Source organism: Streptomyces sp. Root431, assembly GCF_001426585.1.
Lineage (GTDB): Bacteria > Actinomycetota > Actinomycetes > Streptomycetales > Streptomycetaceae > Streptomyces > Streptomyces stackebrandtii.
Genome location: NZ_LMEI01000012.1, coordinates 187,701 through 204,873 on the forward strand (window position 1 = coordinate 187,701; position 17,173 = coordinate 204,873).

Annotated in this window: 20 protein-coding genes; 18 read left to right on the forward strand and 2 right to left on the reverse strand. The window is 71.5% G+C overall.

The window, feature by feature from the left end; translation table 11 throughout:
* Positions 1 to 59: 59 nt before the first annotated feature.
* A complete protein-coding gene (locus tag ASC82_RS23015; protein WP_056651245.1) occupies positions 60 to 887 on the reverse strand; it encodes a hypothetical protein in 828 nt (275 codons plus the stop codon).
* Between the two features lie 335 nt (positions 888 to 1,222).
* Here ASC82_RS23015 and ASC82_RS23020 point away from each other — a divergent pair, with 335 nt between their 5' ends.
* The 4 genes from ASC82_RS23020 (at position 1,223) to ASC82_RS31225 (ending at position 3,265) form a co-directional block, all read left to right on the forward strand.
* Positions 1,223 to 1,633 (forward strand): hypothetical protein, encoded by a 411-nt coding sequence (locus tag ASC82_RS23020; protein WP_056651248.1) that lies wholly within the window; start codon positions 1,223 to 1,225, stop codon positions 1,631 to 1,633.
* 210 nt (positions 1,634 to 1,843) lie between these two features.
* The gene (locus ASC82_RS23025; RefSeq protein ID WP_024755393.1) at positions 1,844 to 2,455 is read left to right on the forward strand and encodes a hypothetical protein; all 612 of its coding nucleotides are present in this window, start codon (positions 1,844 to 1,846) and stop codon (positions 2,453 to 2,455) included.
* Between the two features lie 88 nt (positions 2,456 to 2,543).
* A complete protein-coding gene (locus ASC82_RS23030; RefSeq protein ID WP_056651250.1) occupies positions 2,544 to 2,834 on the forward strand; it encodes a hypothetical protein in 291 nt (96 codons plus the stop codon).
* 113 nt (positions 2,835 to 2,947) lie between these two features.
* Positions 2,948 to 3,265 carry a hypothetical protein gene (locus ASC82_RS31225; protein ID WP_107105948.1) on the forward strand — a complete coding sequence of 106 codons (318 nt, stop codon included), beginning with the start codon at positions 2,948 to 2,950 and terminating at the stop codon, positions 3,263 to 3,265.
* Between the two features lie 27 nt (positions 3,266 to 3,292).
* On the opposite strand, the gene ASC82_RS23040 is transcribed toward ASC82_RS31225, so the two are convergent.
* Positions 3,293 to 4,069 (reverse strand): hypothetical protein, encoded by a 777-nt coding sequence (locus ASC82_RS23040; protein ID WP_056651255.1) that lies wholly within the window; start codon positions 4,067 to 4,069, stop codon positions 3,293 to 3,295.
* Positions 4,070 to 4,373: 304 nt separating this feature from the next.
* Here ASC82_RS23040 and ASC82_RS23045 point away from each other — a divergent pair, with 304 nt between their 5' ends.
* The 14 genes from ASC82_RS23045 (at position 4,374) to ASC82_RS23110 (ending at position 17,144) form a co-directional block, all read left to right on the forward strand.
* Positions 4,374 to 4,586 carry a hypothetical protein gene (locus ASC82_RS23045; protein ID WP_024755389.1) on the forward strand — a complete coding sequence of 71 codons (213 nt, stop codon included), beginning with the start codon at positions 4,374 to 4,376 and terminating at the stop codon, positions 4,584 to 4,586.
* A 93-nt stretch (positions 4,587 to 4,679) separates the two neighbouring features.
* Positions 4,680 to 5,639 carry a hypothetical protein gene (locus ASC82_RS23050; RefSeq protein ID WP_056651258.1) on the forward strand — a complete coding sequence of 320 codons (960 nt, stop codon included), beginning with the start codon at positions 4,680 to 4,682 and terminating at the stop codon, positions 5,637 to 5,639.
* Positions 5,640 to 5,669: 30 nt separating this feature from the next.
* The gene (locus ASC82_RS23055) at positions 5,670 to 6,869 is read left to right on the forward strand and encodes a hypothetical protein (RefSeq protein ID WP_056651263.1); all 1,200 of its coding nucleotides are present in this window, start codon (positions 5,670 to 5,672) and stop codon (positions 6,867 to 6,869) included.
* A complete protein-coding gene (locus ASC82_RS23060; protein ID WP_056651266.1) occupies positions 6,866 to 8,119 on the forward strand; it encodes a hypothetical protein in 1,254 nt (417 codons plus the stop codon). Before ASC82_RS23055 ends, ASC82_RS23060 begins: the two co-directional genes overlap by 4 nt.
* A gap of 163 nt (positions 8,120 to 8,282) precedes the next feature.
* Complete coding sequence (locus ASC82_RS23065) at positions 8,283 to 9,206, forward strand: phage tail domain-containing protein (protein ID WP_056651269.1); 924 nt, start codon at positions 8,283 to 8,285, stop codon at positions 9,204 to 9,206.
* Between the two features lie 322 nt (positions 9,207 to 9,528).
* Entirely contained in the window at positions 9,529 to 10,725 is a 1,197-nt protein-coding gene (locus tag ASC82_RS23070; protein WP_056651271.1) for a hypothetical protein, read from the forward strand.
* A gap of 85 nt (positions 10,726 to 10,810) precedes the next feature.
* The gene (locus ASC82_RS30705) at positions 10,811 to 12,103 is read left to right on the forward strand and encodes a hypothetical protein (protein ID WP_056651274.1); all 1,293 of its coding nucleotides are present in this window, start codon (positions 10,811 to 10,813) and stop codon (positions 12,101 to 12,103) included.
* Between the two features lie 32 nt (positions 12,104 to 12,135).
* On the forward strand, positions 12,136 to 13,272 hold the full coding sequence (locus tag ASC82_RS23080; protein WP_056651278.1) for a hypothetical protein: 1,137 nt from the start codon (positions 12,136 to 12,138) through the stop codon (positions 13,270 to 13,272).
* Positions 13,273 to 13,284: 12 nt separating this feature from the next.
* The gene (locus tag ASC82_RS23085; protein WP_056651282.1) at positions 13,285 to 14,385 is read left to right on the forward strand and encodes a hypothetical protein; all 1,101 of its coding nucleotides are present in this window, start codon (positions 13,285 to 13,287) and stop codon (positions 14,383 to 14,385) included.
* Entirely contained in the window at positions 14,385 to 15,095 is a 711-nt protein-coding gene (locus ASC82_RS23090; RefSeq protein ID WP_056651285.1) for a hypothetical protein, read from the forward strand. Before ASC82_RS23085 ends, ASC82_RS23090 begins: the two co-directional genes overlap by 1 nt.
* Positions 15,096 to 15,127: 32 nt before the next feature.
* The gene (locus tag ASC82_RS23095; protein WP_199862595.1) at positions 15,128 to 15,655 is read left to right on the forward strand and encodes an ATP-binding protein; all 528 of its coding nucleotides are present in this window, start codon (positions 15,128 to 15,130) and stop codon (positions 15,653 to 15,655) included.
* A gap of 71 nt (positions 15,656 to 15,726) precedes the next feature.
* Positions 15,727 to 16,638, forward strand: a complete 912-nt coding sequence (locus ASC82_RS23100; RefSeq protein WP_056651289.1) for a peptidoglycan-binding protein — start codon at positions 15,727 to 15,729, stop codon at positions 16,636 to 16,638.
* Between the two features lie 22 nt (positions 16,639 to 16,660).
* Positions 16,661 to 16,894, forward strand: coding sequence for a hypothetical protein (locus ASC82_RS23105; protein WP_056651292.1), 234 nt, complete (start codon positions 16,661 to 16,663; stop codon positions 16,892 to 16,894).
* Positions 16,881 to 17,144 (forward strand): hypothetical protein, encoded by a 264-nt coding sequence (locus tag ASC82_RS23110; protein ID WP_056651295.1) that lies wholly within the window; start codon positions 16,881 to 16,883, stop codon positions 17,142 to 17,144. Before ASC82_RS23105 ends, ASC82_RS23110 begins: the two co-directional genes overlap by 14 nt.
* Positions 17,145 to 17,173: the final 29 nt, after the last annotated feature.

The window sequence follows — 17,173 nt, forward strand, 5'->3', positions numbered from 1 at the left end:
CGTTCGTCATCGAAGCGCCCCGATTCCGGATCCCGGAGTCGGGGCGCTTCCGCGTGCCGTCACTCCCTCAGGAAGGCGCGGAGGGAGTCGACCAGGGTGTCGGCGAAGCGCTCGCGGACCGGCTCGGGGAGGAGGTCGAGGGAGAGGTACGGGTTGAGGTCCTCCAGCTCGACGAGGAGCAGCCCGCCCTCCGGGGTGCGGCAGGCGTCGACGCGCTGGATGCCGTGGTCGAGGGTGTTCCAGTCGATGAAGCGGCGGGCGAAGGCGAGGTCCTCGGCGGTCGGTTCGTACGGCTCCAGGACCCAGCGGCGCTCGGGGTCGGGGGCGTGGAGCGCGTACTGGAAGAGGTCGTCGACGAAGTAGAAGGAGACCTCGTAGCGGAAGGGGATCCGCGGCTGGACGAGGAGCTCGCCGTACGCGAGGCCGGGGAGGTCCGCGGGCGCCACGAAGCGCAGGCCTATGGAGTCGGCGCCGGCCTTGGGCTTGACCGCGTACTCCGCGGCGTCGGGCAGCCGGTGGAGGTCCTCGGGGCGGTCGGCGGTGGGGATGACGGGGTATCCGGCGGCGGTGAGGTCGAGCAGGTACTGCTTTCCGGCCATGTCGCCGCGGCCGTGGAGGGGGTTGTAGACGCGGGTGCCGAGGGCCAGGGCGCGCTCGCGGAAGGCCTCGTACTCCTTCTGGTAGGCGAGGACCGGGCCGCTGTTGCGGACGACGACGGCGTCGAAGCCCTCCATGAGGGCGGCGGCGTCGAGCGGGTGGCAGAGGGCGAGGTCGAAGTCGGCGCGCAGCCGGGCGGTGAGGTGGATGTCCTCGTCGCCGTAGCGCCGCCCCTTGGCCGGGTAGGTCAGGTCGGTCACGTAGAGCAGGCGGGGGCGGTCGGCGGGCACGGGCGGCTCCCTCGGTTCGGTGGCGGCCAACCTATCGAGCGGGTCGTTCCCGGACTCCGGGAGATCCCCTCACCGTTCTAGTTGCGTGCGCGCACGATCGCTGTCACAGTTGGTGCAGCGGCGGAGCTGCGCCCGCAGGACGGGACGCGGCTCCGCCGTCCGCCGTCCGGGCGCGCTGCCGCGCCCCGCCCCCCTCCCGCCGGAGCGCCCCGGACGGCAACCCGTCCCGCCCACTCGGTCGGGACACCGTCCGCCCGAGTGGCTGGCACCCGGTCCGCCCGCCCCGGGCGGCACACCCGTCCCGCTGTCCCTCCCCTCTCCCGAGGAGAACCGTCATGACCACTCCCCCGAGTGCTTTCCCGGACGTCGAGAAGCTGGTCGTCGACGTCCTCAAGGCCGACCCCGCCCTGGCCGGCGCCACGATCGCGGTCAACGCGCCCGCCGGCTTCGACGGCACGACGAGCGCCGTCCTGGTGAACCGCCGCGGCGGCGCCTGGATCGGCGACCAGCACGTCGACATGCCGCTGATCGAGTTCGAGGTGTACGGGCCGAGCAAGACCGCCGCCCACGTCCTCGCCAACGCGGCCCGGCGGTGCCTGCTCGCCACCATCGGCAAGCGCATCGGCGCCAACAACGTCGTCCACGACGTGGAGGAGCAGGACGGGCCGCGCTGGCTGCCCGACTACCTCTACCGGGGCGCCAACCGCTACCTCTGCGTGATCCGCCTCTCCCTGAGCGTCTTCTAGCCGCTCCCCGAGCGTCCTCCCGGCACTCCCCGAGCGTCGTCCCGGCGCTCCCCCGGGCGTCCCCCCGAGCCGCTCCGGCTCCCCGACGGGCGACGGACGCCCGCCCCACAGACCAGGCCTCGCCGACCGGCGGGGCCTTTGCCGTACCCGGACCGGATGTCCGGGGACGGTCGCCCTCTCAACCCGAGCAACCCAAGGAGAAACACCACCATGGCTGGAAACAACTCTGCCGAGATCCGCGTCGCAGGTACCGGCAAGCTCTACGTGGCCGACGCCGGCACCCCCGCCCCGGCCACCTTCGGCACCGACACCGCCGTCGACTGGTCGGGCGCGGGCTGGAAGGACCTGGGCTTCACCTCCGGCGACGGCGTCACCTTCTCCAAGAAGGACAAGCTGGAGGCCATCGACTCGTGGCAGTCGGTCTCCCCGGTGCACTACATCTACTCGGCCCGTGACCTCTCGCTGAAGTTCTCGATGCTCCAGTTCAACGAGGACACGCTGCCGTTCTTCATGGGCGGCGGCGCCGTAAAGGCGGAGCCGACCCCCGCGGTCGACACGTACCGCTACGAGATCGCCGAGCGCCCGTTCGCCGATGTGCGCGCCCTCGGCCTGGAGTTCACCGACGTGAAGGCCGGTGGCACGACCGCGGTCACGTACCGCTTCATCATCCCGCGCGGCCAGGTCACCGCCTCCGACGACATCAAGCTGGCCCGCAAGGCGGCCTCCCAGCTCGGTGTCACCTTCTCCGCCATGTCGAAGGGCGACGGCAAGCCGCTGGCGACCTTCCTCATGAAGGACAGCCAGTACTCCGCGACCGTCTGATCCTTCTCCACCCGGGGCGGGACGGCCGACCGCCGTCCCGCCCCACCCCTCTCCTCTTCACTCACTCGAACAAGGAGTACGCATCACCATGGCCCGTTTCGACGTCAACGCCGCCCGCGCCCAGCGCCAGGAGGCCCACGGCCGCACCTGGTCCTTCGAGCTGGACAACGAGAGCTACACCCTGCCCACCGAGCTGAGCCGCGCCACCGCCAAGGCGCTGCGGATGCTCGACGACAACGACGTGGACGGCCTGCTCGCGCTCCTGATGGGTGAGGAACAGTTCGCACGCTTCGAGCACCACGACGTCACCGTGCAGGACATCGCCGCCATCCTGGAGGCCTACGGCAAGGAGACCGGGCTCGGCCTGGGGGAAGACTGAGCCTCGTCGAGTTCGTCGAAGAACACGCCGAGGCCCTTGAAGCGGACTTCCTCCGCTACTACGCCACCGATCTGCTCGACTGGCACCGCGGCGAGCTCTCCAGCCGCCGGGTCCTGGCGCTGATCAAGCACCTGCCGCGGGACAGCGCCGTCCAGCGTGAGCTCCACGGCGAGGCCGCCGAATGGTCGATCACCGATCACCTGCTGGCGGCCACGGTGGACCATCTCGCCGTCGCCAACTGGATGTTCGTCTGTGTCAACACGGGCGAGGACGGCGACACGCCCGAGGCACCGAAGCCCGTCCCCCGTCCGGGAAACGAGGACGAGGACGAGGACGAGGGCCGGGAGGGCGCGGACCGGAACGGACCGAACACGCCCGCGGGAGAGGGCGAAGGCGTTTCTCCCCATGCCATCGCCCGCTTCTTCGGGTGATCCCGCGGCCCCCGGAGCCCCTTCCCGTCAGGGAGTGGGCTCCGGGGGCGCTTCCTGTGCTCGCTCGGCGGTCATGTCCTCCGTGAGTGCCCTGGCCCGGTCGGACAGCCGGCGTCCCTTGCTCGCGCGCGACTCAGGTACGGCCGGTTCGGGCTCGGGCTCGGGTTCCGGTTCGCGGCGCTCGGCGGGCGATGCCGGCTGGATCGGCACGCCGGCGAGCGGCGGGACGATCGGACGTCCGCCCTTGCCGCGGACGACCTTCCGTACCGGCTGGGCGTTGCGGCGGGTACGGCTCTCCTGAGCAGTCAGCAGGACCTCGGGTTCCGCGTCCGGTTCGGGTCCGGTCCGGTGCTCCGGTTCGGGCTCGGCGCGCTGGTCGAACAGCTCGCGCTCCTTGCGGACCCGCTCCTCGGCCTCGACGACGGCCGCGGGCGGTTCGAGGAGGCGGGCGAAGGGCAGCGCGATGACCCGGGCGCCCTCCTGGCCGACGTCCGTACGGCGCTGGGGGCGGCGGATTCCACGCGCGTCACCCTGGCCCTGCGCGTAGGCGTCGGCGACGCGCTTCTCGTACTCCCTGCGGATCCGGGGGAGTTCGTCCGACACCGCCTCGGCCCAGCCGGCGGTGAACGCGGCGGTCTCCCGGCGGTCGATCTCGGCCCGCGGGATCACGACGAGTTCGTCGGGCGCGTACCCGGCGAGGTGGACGAGCTCCGAAAGGTAGGCGAACAGGTGGGGCAGATCAGGGTGGGCGTCGAGCCAGTCGACTACCCGTTCCCCCCGATTGGCGCCCGGCTCCGTTTCCATGCGTCAGTACTGCCTTCCGCCCCCTGGGGTCCCCGCGCGCCCCTCGCGCCCCTCGCGCCCCGAAGTGGTCGGCCCCAGGAATGCGTCCTCCAGGTTACCCGGTCGAACGCATGACCCGATCAAGGGCCAACCCGCCCGGGGAGCGCCGAATGAGACACGCCGTCAGCAGTTTCCCGCTCGACAAACATCGAACAGATGTTCCACACTCTGTTCGCACAGTAGTTCGAACACACGTGGTGCCCCCGCTCCTCAGTCCGCGGCGCCGCCACACACGCACGGGCAAGCAACCGGAAGGCAGGCGTCCATGACCCAGCAGGCCGAGGCATCGCGACCGCAGATCCCTCTCCAGGACCGCCTCCGCCAGCTCCTCGACGGACCCGCCGCCCTCGACAAGAGAGCGCTGCTCGGCACCTTGTACGCCGAGGTGTCCCGCCGCGAGACCGTCGCGTACGCGGCCGGCTGGAACGACGCCCTCGCGACGGCGCGCCGCGGCTCCCGCAGGGCCGAGGACGCCTAGCCGCGCCGGCTGCCCCCAGACGAACGAGCCCCCGCCGGGACCGGCGGGGGCTTTTCGGCGCTTGGCCGTCACCGGCCGGAAGCGGAGTAACCCATGGCAGACGTAACAACGGAGGATCTCTCGATCCAGATCGCGGGCCTCCGGCACTATCTCTCGAAGATCGACCATGCCCCGCTGCCCACGACCGAGTGGATGAAGCAGCAGCTGGCGCCCGTCAACAAGCTGATCGAGGAGCTCAAGGCACAGCAGGACAAGGTCGCCGAGGAGGTCGTCAAGCCCACCTGGGAACAGGTCATGGAGAAGCTGGGCCTCGGACCGGTCGCCGAGATCATCAAGAAGGGCATCGAGGGGGGCATCGGAGCCGCCCTCATCGCTGGCATCGTCGCCCTCGGCGGCGTCATCGTCCCCCTCCTCATGATCGCGCTCGGCGCCTTCGTGGTGTTCCAGCTGCAGAAGTGGCACGCCGGCAGGAACGCCAACAACGAGACGGTCGGCATGCGTCCCGACGGCAGCTTCGGCCGACGGAACTTCAACGACATCCGGAACGAGCGCAACGGCGTCGCCGGCGGCGGCATCGCCGACCTCCCGGCGAACGCCAACTTCGACGCCCTGCGCAACCAGCTCACGCTGCTGAACCCGCACCTGGAGACGTTCAACAAGCACGCCCCCGACTTCGTCACGAACTTCAAGAAGCTGCCGTCCGAGGGCAAGGCCACCAAGGCGGCGAAGGGCGTCAAGGCCGTCGCCGAAGCCGTCGAAGGCGTCAACCACCAGGCGATGCCCCTGGTCGCCAGCGGCATGGGCAAGATCAACGGCGCCGTGAAGAACTCGGACCCCAAGAAGACGGCCAGGTTCGCCGACGGCATCGGCAAGCTCAAGCTCGCCATGACCGGCCTCGACGTGGACAAGGTGCCCAAGGCCGGGACCTTGGGGCAGGCCGCCGACGCCGCCCACCGGCTCGCCGAGAAGACCGGGACCCTCGCGCAGAAGATGCGCGACTTCGCCCGGGAGGTCAACACCATCAACCAGGAGCTCGGCGGCGCCACCACCTGATCCCCCGTCACCACGAAAGGAGGAACACCCATGTCTCTCGTCAGAAACCTCAAGAACGCTTCCACGTCGCTCGGCAACCTCAAGACCCAGGCGTCCGGCGCCGGCACCTCGGTCAAGAAGGTCGGCGACGCCGGCAAGGCGGCCTCCGGCCACCTGAAGAACCTGCGCACCAACGCCCAGGGCTCCACCGGCCAGCTCAAGAACCTGAAGACCGCCTCGGACCAGGCCGAGCGCGCCATGAAGAAGGCCGGCGACACCGCTCAGTCGGCCGGCGGAAAGCTCGGCAAGTACGAGTCGGGCGCAGGCAAGGCCGCCAAGGGCCAGGACAAGCTCAACAAGTCCATGAAGGGCAACATCCTCGCCCGGCTCCTAGAACTCTTCATGCCGCTCATCGAGAAGATCGTCGAGATGGCGATGCGCTCGAAGACGATGCAGACGGTCATGAAGAAGGCGTTCGACGCCATCAAGACCGTCATCAGCGCCGTCATGAAGGCCATCGGGCCGATCATGAAGAAGGCCGGCGACCTGATCAAGACGGTCTGGAACGGCATCAAGAGCGCCATCTCCACCGTCGTCAAGGCGGTCGCGACGGTCATCAAGACCTACGTGAACATCTGGAAGTCGGTCATCACCACGGTGATGAACGCGATCAAGACGGTCATCAGCGGGGTCTGGAAGGGCATCAAGGCCGTCATCACGCCGGTCGTCGACTGGATCAAGGACGCGATCCCGAGGGCGTTCACCGCCGTCAAGGACAAGATGTCGTCCATCTGGAACGGCCTCAAGGACATCGCGTCCCGGGCGTTCGACGGCATCAAGAGCGGCGTGAAGGGCCCGATCAACTCCGTGATCGGCCTCATCAACTCGATGATCGGCAGCCTCAACCGCGTCAAGGTCAGCGTCCCCGGATGGGTCCCGGTCGTCGGCGGCAAGACCTTCGGCGTCAACCTGCCGACGATCCCCATGCTCGCCACCGGCGGTGTCGTCATGCCCCGCCACGGCGGTGTCCCGGCGATCCTCGCCGAGGCCGGCGAGGCCGAGGCCGTCCTCCCGCTCTCCAAGCTCGACCGGCTGCTCGCCCTCACCGCCCAGCGCGCCCGCACGGCCGCCGGCCCCCAGCTCGGCCGGGAGGGCGCCGGACTGCACATCGAGCACTACCACGCCGCCCGCGGCAGTGACCCGCAGTCCACGGCGGACGCCCTGATGTACCTGGCGAAGGCACGCGGATGAGTGCCGTCGCCGCCATGCCGAACTTCCGCGGGACCGTCGGACCGATCGACAACCTGCTGCGGGGACTCGGCTCGGTGGGCGGCTCGCTCAAGCAGCTCAAGCAGGGCGTCCAGCAGGCCTCGAGGGGGGTCGGCGGCCTCCACACCGCGGCCCGTAACGCCGGGACCACCCTGCGGCCCCTCGGCCAGGGCGCGGCCGCCGCCGGCGGCTCCATCGACAGGATCCGCCGCTCCACCGCGCCCGCCGGCGTCAAGCGGATCGGCACCGCGGCCGGCAAGGCCCGTACCGCCGCGGGCAAGATCGGCACCGGTGTCGGCGCGATCCTCGCCCTCCTCCTTCCGATGCTCCCCGTCACCGACGTCATCGCCGGACTGATGGGCACCTTCGGCACCGTCATGACCGTCGCCTCCGTCGCGATGACCGCCGTCAACGTCGCCATGCGGGCCAACCCGCTCGGCTTCGTCGTCGGCATCATCGTGCCCATCGCGGCGGCCATCATCGAGTTCGCGCTGAACTCCGAGACCGGCCAGCAGATCATGCAGCAGGTCTTCGAGTACGCCCTCGCGGTCATCGAGGAGATCTGGGCGTTCCTCGCCCCGTTCGTCGAGATGATCGGGACGGCGGTCGGGACCTACTTCGAGGGGTACCTGGCCGTGATCACCGGAGTGATCACCGGCATCGGCGTCGTCATCGGCGGGGTGTCGAAGCTCGGCTCCGCCGTCTCCTCAGCGTGGAACGCGCTGAGCGGGATCGCCTCGGGCGCGATGGAGGGCGTCAGGAACGCCGTACGGCCGGTGGTCTCCTGGATCACCGAATCCGTCCCCGGCTTCTTCCGGACCGCGAAGGACGCGGTCTCCGGGGCCCTGCGCGGGATCGGCGACCTGATCGAGGGCGCCCTGAGCACCGTGATCGGCGTCGTCAAGGGACCGATCAACGGCCTGATCGCCTTCGTGAACTGGATCATCGACGGGCTCAACAAGCTCAGCTTCGAGATCCCCCTCACCGGCAAGAAGTTCGGCGTCGACCTCGACAAGATCCCGATGCTCGCCGACGGCGGCATCGTCTTCCCGGGCGGCGACGCGGACGAGTACCGCATCGACCCGCTCTCCCAGCTGGAGAACCGCCGCGTCCCGGCCCTCACCGAGCCGCCCCGGCAGCCGCACCGCATCCGGGAGTTCCACGAGGCGCCGGGCGCCGGGCCCCGGTCGACCGCCGAGGACCTGCTCTTCCTCGCGGCCGCCAACCACTGATCGGCGCCCCGCGCGCAGAACGGCGGCCCGCGCGACCAGCCGCGCGCCGGCCGCGCGCAGAACGGCCGCGTGCCCGCTGCCCGGCGACCGCCCGCCACCGATCGGCCGGCCCTTCGCCGACCCACCCCGCCGACCTCCCATCAGAAGTGAGGTGACGGCCCCCATGGCCGTGAACACCACCGCATACGCCGGAAACACCTACACCGCCGACCTCGCGCCCGGCTCCCTGATCACCCAGGACGGGCAGATCCAGTGGGCCGGGCTTCTCATCGGGCCCGGCACGCCGTTCAACGTCGACAAGTCCGGTCTGTCGGGCTGGGAAGACCTGCCCGAGTACGACTCCTCCGACGCCGACCGGCCGACCTCCCACGGAGCCTGGCCGGGCTCCCGGTTCGCCAAGCCCCGCAAGGTCGGCGGCACGATCGTGCTGATCCCGGAGTACAACCAGGCCCCCGAGGCCATCCGCGCCCTGCGCCAGGCGCTCGCCCTCCTCGACGAGGAGCGCTGGCTCACGGTCCGGCTGCACGGCGAACTGCTCGCCGTACGCGCCCGGATCGCCCAGCGCGTCGTCCCCGCCGACCAGGGCTTCGCCACCCAGGGCAGCTCCCGCATGTCCGTCCAGTGGCTGGCGTCCGACCCCCGCCGGTACGGCGTCACGGAGCAGATGGTCAGCACGACGGCCCCGCAGCCCGAGCGCGGTCTCGAATGGCCGCTGACCTGGCCGCTCACCTGGGGCGAGGCGAAGAGCACCGGTGACGCCGTCGCCGTGAACACCGGCTCCGCGCCCTGCCACCCGGTGATCGTCTTCCGCGGCCCGTGCTCCGTCCCCACCGTCACCGAGCGGACCACCCGCCGCCGGCTGCGGTACGCGATCGACCTGGCCGCCGGCGACGAACTCGTCATCGACACCGGCGCGGGCACGGTCATGCTCAACAACTCGGCGTCGCGGCGGCACACCGCGATGGCCGACTCCAACCCGGAGGAGCTGTTCGCGCTCGAACCGGGCGGTACCGAGCTGTCCTTCCGGCCGGACTCGGCCACCCCCGAGGCCACGATGACGGTCCGCTGGCGCAGCGCCGAGTGGTGACCGGCCGCCTCTGATCCCTGGCCGGGCCTGACCTCGGGCCGGGCCTGACCTCAGGCCGGGCCTGCACCGATCCCGCGGCCGGCCCTGCACCCGCCGGCACTGATCCCCGGCCGGGCCGCTGTTCCCTGCCCAGAACCTGGCGGGCCCGGCCCCTGCCCAGAACCCGGCCCGGGTCTGTCCTGATGCCCGGGTCTGTCCTGTTGCCGGGCCTGCCCTGATGCCCTGGCCTGCCTCAGTGCCCGGCCGGGCCCGTTGCCCGGCCGGCCCTCCCCCGATCCCCACCCCTGACCGCACCACCCCGACCGTCACGGAGAGGTGACCCATGACCGTACGCGCCGCTTGGCTCCAGACCACCGGCCAGACCCGCGAGGACACCCGGCTCACCCTCGCCGCCCTGCTCACCCCCAGTGGCCAGAGCGCCGAGGAGACCCCGCTGCGCTCGCGCCCGGGCATCGTGCCGGGCGGTCTCGTCCTCACCGGCAGCTCGCCCATGCAGTGCACCATCGGCACCGGCCGGGCGATCGTCCAGGGCAAGGACACCGCCCAGGGCGCCTACCTCGTCGCCGTCACCTCCCCGGAGTCGCTCACCATCGCCGACGGCGACCCGATGTACGACCGGATCGACCTGATCGAGCTGGCCGTCGTCGATGACGCCTACGACCGCACCGGTGCCACGGAGGCGGTGGTGCGCCTGGTCAAGGGCGTCCCCGCCGTCTCCCCCACGGCCCCGGCGAGCGGACCGGGCAGCACGATCCCGCTCTACTCGGTCCTGGTGCCGAAGGGCACCTCGGCCGGCACCGGCGGCATCCCGTGGACCACCTCGGCGGTCACCACCCTGCACTGGCCGGTCGTGGCCCTCGGCGGCATCCTGCCCGCCAGCGGCTTCAAGGGCGCGTACGTCGGCCAGTACCGCGACACCGCCGGACTCCTCCAGCGCTGGGACGGGACGACCTGGGTCTCGTACCCCAAGCCCGTCGGCGGCATCGCCCCGAGCACCACGACGAACGGCGCCTACACCGGCCAGTACCGGGACAACGGCGGCGGACTGCAGCGCTGGAACGGTTCTTCCTGGCAGTACGTCGAAGGCGCCTCGACCGTGCTGTTCAGCGCCACGCAGTGGCTGACCACCCAGGCGCAGAGCGTCCCGCCCAACACCTGGACCGTGCTCAACCTGCCCACCGTCGAGGTCGACGACGCCACCGGCTGGACCACGAGCAACACCTACACAGTGCCGCGCACCGGCTGGTGGCGGATCTCCGCACACGCCACCTGGGCCAACGAGTCCCAGACCGGCATGCGCGGCGCCCGCGTCTCGGTCGCCGGCGTCGGACAGGGCCGGCTGACCTGGCTCACCCCCGCCGGCAACGGCGCCATATCCGTGGGCGGCAGCGGCCTGATCAGGCTCGTCGCCGGCGAGACGCTCCAGCTCTCCGGCTACCAGAGCCACACCGCGGCGATCAAGACCCTCGGCGGCTCGGGCTACGCCTGCAACCTCTCCGCCGAATGGATCAGGTCCTGACACCCGCGGACGCCGCACCGTCCCCCGACTCCTCGAACACCTCAACCTCCTCGAACACCTCGAACACCTCGAACGGAGCAACCCCATGAACCTGCGCAGCAGCTGGGTCGCCGAGACCGGCCAGACCCGCGAGGACACCCGCCTCACCCAGACCGGCGTGACGACGCTGACCAACCCCGTCCAGGTGCGCTCCGGCGTCCTGCCGGGCTCGTACACCGGCGAGCACCGGCTCTCCGGCTTCTGGACCTTCGGCGCCTCCGCCATGACGGCGACCGTCTCCGAGGGCCGGGCCGTGATCCAGGGCGAGATCTCCCAGGGCGTCTACCCGGTGACCCTGCCGAGTTCCGTGGACGTCACCTTCGAACCGGGCGACGCCCAGTACGGCCGCATCGACCTGATCGTCATCCGGATCTACGACAACCTCTACGACTCCTCGAACCGCAACGAGGCGAAGGTCGAGATCATCAAGGGCGTCCCCGCCCAGGCTCCGCAGGCGCCCGCCGTCCCGGCGCGCAGCCTCGTGCTGTACGAGGTGACCGTCCCGGCCACCGTCAGCGCGGGCAACGGCGGCATCCCGTGGGCGACCGCCCTGAAGGACCTGCGCACCCCGGTCGTCGCCCTCGGCGGCATCCTCCCGGTCGAGGGGCCGGTCCACGGGGGCGCCTACCCGGGCCAGTACCAGGACTCCGGCGGCGCGCTCCAGCGCTGGGACGGCAGCGCCTGGGTGCCGTACCCGTCCGCGCTGGGCGGCATCGCCCCCGCGGGCACGGTCTCCACCGCCAGCTACACGGGTCAGTACCGCGACGCCGGCGGCAGCCTCCAGCGGTGGGACGGCGGCGCCTGGGTGCCGATCGGCGGCATCGCCCCGGCCGGCACGATCACCAACGGCACCTACGCGGGCCAGTACCGGGATGCCGGCGGCACCCTCCAGCGCTGGAACGGCACGGTGTGGGGGCCGGCGGTGCCCGGGACGTCGTTCGTCGACAACAGCGACTACGGCGACACCACGTCGATCACGTGGACCTCGACGCTCGCGGGGCGCGCGACGAACCCGCTCACGCTCAACTTCGTCGCCCCGGCCTCGAAGGCCGTCGTGGTCAGCTTCGGCTGCCGCCTGAAGTCCCACAGCGCCGACCACTACGCGTTCATGGCGCTCAAGCTCACCCAGGGAGCCACGGTCGTCGGCGACCTCGACGACGAGTACGCGACGCTCGCCGCCAGCCCGCACCTGATCTCGGTGTCCACCACGCGCCGGCTGTCGAACCTGACCGCGGGCGCGACGTACAACCTCACGGCCTTCTACCGGATCATCACCAACTCCACGGGCCTCAAGGCCGGTTACGACAACACGTTCATCAAGGTCGACCCGCTTCCGTAACCGCCGCCCGCCACCACCTCCCGGGAGAACCCATGACCTTGCACACCGGTTGGCTCGCCACCTCAGGACAGACCCGCCAGGGCACCCGCCACATCTCCGTCGGCGCCACCACCCCGGCCGCTCCGCTCACCGCCCGCTCCGGCATCCTGCCCGGCACCGGCGACGGCAAGTTCCGCGTCGGCGGCCTGTGGATGAGCGGCAACGGCCCGATGACCGCCACCGTCTACGCCGGCCGGGCGGTCGTCCAGGGGCCGGCCGTCCAGGGCACCTACCCCGTCGTGCTCGACCAGGACACCGTCGTCACCTTCGCCGACGGCGACCCGCTGAACGCCCGGATCGACCTCGTCGTCCTCCGCGTGTACGACGACCAGTACGACAGCTCGAAGCGGAGCGAGGCCGCCATCGAGATCATCAAGGGCACCCCGTCCGCCGCCCCCGTGGCCCCGGCGGCGCCCCCGGTCTCCCTCCCCCTGTTCAGCGTCAAGGTGGTGGCCGGCGCCTCCGCCGGCTCCAACGGCATCCTCTGGTCGGGGACCGGTATCGTCACCGACCTGCGCGTCACGACGGCGGGCGTCGGCGGCATCCTGCCCGTCTACAACAACGCGGCCGTGCCCGGCTCCTACCCGGGCCAGTACCAGGACAACGACAACGCGCACTTCCTCCAGCGCTGGGACGGCACCGCCTGGGTCGCGTACCCCAAGGAGGTCGGCGGCATCGCCGCCAACGGCACGCTGAACGCCGGCAGTTACACGGGGCAGTTCCGCGAGGCGAACGGGGTCCTCCAGCGCTGGAACGGCACCGTCTGGGCCACCTACCACCCTCCGGTGGAGGTCGAGACCGCATCGGGCTCGCTGAACGCCTACGGCGGCTGGACCGCCACCTACGCCGCGCGCCGCACCCGCGGCATCGCCACGGTCAGGATCAGCGTCACTCGCACCGGCGCCGACATCACCGCGGGCGCCAACGGCTACATCAGCGACCAGCCGATGTGCGCCCTGCCCCCCGGCTGGTTCCCGGGCGTCGCCTTCGAGGCGCTGGCCAGCGACACCATGGCCACCGGCTGCGCCAGCATCAACGCCATCGGGATGGTCACGCTGCGCTCCTGGACCCCGACCGCGATCATCCGCAACGGCGGCGTCACGTCCGTCTCCGCCACCTACGTCCTGTAAGGGAGGAACGCGATGGCACTCGACACCCCCTACCGGGCGATCTTCTGCGATCTGCTCTCGGACCAGACCATCGACATCCTGCCCCTGCGGGACGTCCAGTTCGACGACTACATCGGCAAGGCCGGCTCCCTCTCCGGCACCATCCCCATCCCCGACCGGGAGATCGCCACGCGCGTCCGCCAGGTCCAGGAGGGCCGCACCGCGGTCTACCTGGAGCGCGGCGGCGACCTGTGGTGGGGCGGCATCATCTGGACCAGCACGCTGCAGAGCAGCGAGCGCGGGGTGCTGACCCTGTCCATCCAGGCCGCGACCTTCGACTCGTACGCCGCGCGCCGCCGCATCCGTACGAAGATCGACGTCACGACGCCCACCGACCAGCTGGCGATCGCCCGGAAGCTCTGGGAGGAGCTCCAGAAGCCCCTCGGCGGCAACATCTCCGTCGAGCCCGGCGAGGAGGTCTCCACGACCAAGCGGACCGCGAGCTGGCGCAAGGGCGACGAGACCCTCTACTCGGAGGCGCTCGAACAGCTCGCCTCCCTCGACGACGGCTTCGAGTACCAGATCATGGTCTACCGGGACCCGGTCGACGGGCGGCGGATCCGGCAGCTCCGGCTCGGCGCCCCCAAGATCCGTACCGGCGCCACCGATCTGGTCTTCGACCGGCCCGGCACGATCCTGTCGTACTCCTTCCCGCGCGACGCGACCCGCGGCGGCACCACCTCCATGGCGCGCGGCGCGTCGATCAACTCCAACGCCGCCGCCGAATCCCGGCCGCTGTTCTCGGGCGAGAAGGAATCCCCGCTGATCAAGGGCGGCTGGCCGCGGATCGACCTGTCCTCGGACCACAACGAGATCACCTCCCAGGCCACCCTGGAGAAGGTCGCCGACACCGAGCTCACCCAGGCCGCCGGCGCCGTCGTGATCCCCGAGATCACCATCCGGCTCGGCGGGGTCGTCCCGCCGGCGCTGCTCGGCCGCTCCGCCCGGATCCGGATCACCGACGAGTGGCACACCCCCGGCCTCGACGCCCGCTACCGCATCATCGGCGTCAAGGTCAGGCCGCCGGAGCGCGGCCGCCCGGACACCGCCGAGCTCTACCTTGAGGAGGCCTGATGCCCCAGCTGCCCGAGGACATCATCGACCGGCTCACCCAGATGGAGCGCCGGATCCAGGCGCTGTCCACCGCGGTCAACACCCGGCCCGCCCAGAACGAGGTCACCGACGGCGCGTTCAACGTCAGGCTGCCGAACGGCACGTCGGTCCTCCAGGTCGGCAAGTGGGACGAGGACCCGGAGAAGAGCGAGTACGGGGTGGCGATGCGCCGCCAGACCGGCGAGCTGGCCATCGCGCTCTACAACGGCAGCGGCAGCGACACCACCCGGCAGGTGCTGCGGCTGTACGACTCGTACGGTCACGAGGTCTTCTCCGACGACATCGTCAAGGGCGGCCTCGCCCGGCCCTGGCTCGCGATGCTGCCGCCGCAGGACCTCGCCTCCGCGAACTGGCCGGCGACCACCTCGCTCAACACCTGGGCGACGATCGCCCGCTCCTACAACCCGGTCTGGCAGCCGCGGATGCGCCTGCTCATGGAGACCCGGGCCAGCGCGGGCGCGACCGGCGAGGTGAAGGTGATCATCGACGGCGCCACGCAGTTCGGCGGGGTCGTCGCCGCCGGCAGCCAGTTCGACGTCACCGACGCCATCGTCGCCGACATCACGACGCGCTTCGGCACCACCGCCAAGATCGAGATCCAGGCCCGGGTCACCAGCGCCTCCGGCACCGTCTACGCCAAGCCGGTGCTGATGTACGGCACCCAGAGCTGAGCAGTCCCGCCCCCATGGAGAGGAACCCCCGCATGATCATCGACCCGGCCCAGCCCTGGGGCGTGGCCATCGACTACGCAGGCCGCGCCACCGTCACCGACAGCGGCCACACGCTCGACGTCCGCATCTACGACACCACCCTCGGCGGCGCGCTGGAGGTGGACCCGATGACCGGCGAGTACCCGCAGGTGTACGTGACCGCCCAGCTCGGCGAGACCGGCGCGGCCGGCTCCGCGCTGCGCGGCAGCGGACTCGTCATCCTCAACGCCCAGGGCGGCCTGCCCGTCGGGCCGAACCCGGAGGCCGTCCGCGACGCCGTCGCCGCCGCGCTCGCGGACTTCGAGTCCCGGCGGGCGGCCTACGCCGCGCTCTGCGCCACCTGGGCGCCGCCGGCCCCGGACCCGACGCCGACGCCGACCCCGGACCCGACCCCCACGCCGGACCCGGCGCCGACCCCCACGCCGGACCCGGCGCCGACCCCGGAGCCCACCCCCGAGACGACCCCGGAGCAGCCCGGCTCCGAGACGCCCAAGACCCCGGATTCCACCCCGGCCGAGTAGCCGCTACCCGCGCCCCACCCGTACGTCCGCCCGCCCGAGTGCGGGCCTTCTTCATGTCCGGAGGACACCAGATGGCCACTCCCCTGCCCGCGGACCGGCTCCTCGCCGCACTCCGCGCCGAAGGCGTCACCGTCGTCGAACACCCCGGCTGGCGCACCCACAACCGCAATCACACCGGCGCCTGGGGCCCCGTCACCGGCGTGATGATCCACCACACCGTCTCCACCGGCACCGCCTCCTCCGTCGAGCTCTGCTTCAACGGCTACGAAGGCCTCCCCGGACCGCTCTGCCACGGCGTCATCGCCAAGGACGGCACCGTCCACCTCGTCGCCAACGGCCGCGCCAACCACGCCGGCGGCGGCGACCCCTCCGTCCTCCAAGCCGTGATCAGCGAGACGTACGGGGACCGCCCGCCGGCCCCCCGCGCCCACCAGGGCAGCCCGAACGCCGTCGACGGGAACTCCCGCTTCTACGGCTTCGAGTGCATCAACCTCGGCAACGGCACCGACCCCTGGCCGGCCGCCCAGCTCGACGCCATCGAACGCGTCTCCACCGCCCTCTGCCGCGCCCACGGCTGGGGCGCCAGGTCCGTCATCGGCCACCTGGAGTGGTCCGACTGGAAGAGCGACCCCAAGGGCTTCGGCATGCCGACGATGCGCGACCGCGTCCAGGCCCGCCTCAACAAGGCCCCCGCCAAGAACACCCCCGCCGCCGGAAAGCCGGCCGCCCCCCGGCTCCACCCCTTCCCGGGCACCTCGTTCTTCCGCAAGGAGACGAGCTCCCCGGTCATCACGGCGATGGGCCGCCGCCTCGTCGCCGAAGGCTGCTCCGCGTACACCGTCGGCCCCGGCCCCCGCTGGGGCGAGGCCGACCGGCTCAGCTACGCCAAGTGGCAGCACAAGCTCGGCTTCCGCGGCACCGACGCCGACGGCATCCCGGGCGCCGCCTCCTGGAACGCCCTGAAGGTCCCGTACACGAAGTAACCCCGCACGAGAGGAGACCCCGATGTCCGATGCCGCCAAGCGCACGGCCCGCACCGTCCTCCAGTCCGCCGTCGGCATCGCCGTCGTGCTCCCCGCGATCGTCGACGCCTCCGGCGTCCCCGCGACCCTCCCCTGGGTCGCCGGGGCGCTGGCCGTCGCCGGCGGACTGACCCGGGTGATGGCCCTCGACGCGGTGCAGAACCTGCTGCCGTCCTGGCTGCGCAGCACCCCGGGCGGTGCCGATGACCGAGTCTGACCCGAACGACCCCGTCGCCGTCGCCCTCGAACTGGAACGCCTCCGCGGCACCCTGGAGGCCGGCTTCGCCCGCGTCGACGGCTCGCTCGCGCTGCTCGTCCAGCGCAGCGACCAGACCGACAAACAGCTCGCCGACCACGAGGCCCGGCTCGACGCCCTGGAGCGCGCCCGCTGGCCGCTGGCCAGCATCGCCGCGCTCACCGCGAGCGCGGGCGTGCTCGTCGCGGTCTGGGAACTGGCCGCCCGGTAGGAGCGGCCGGGTACGCCGAAGGGCGGTCA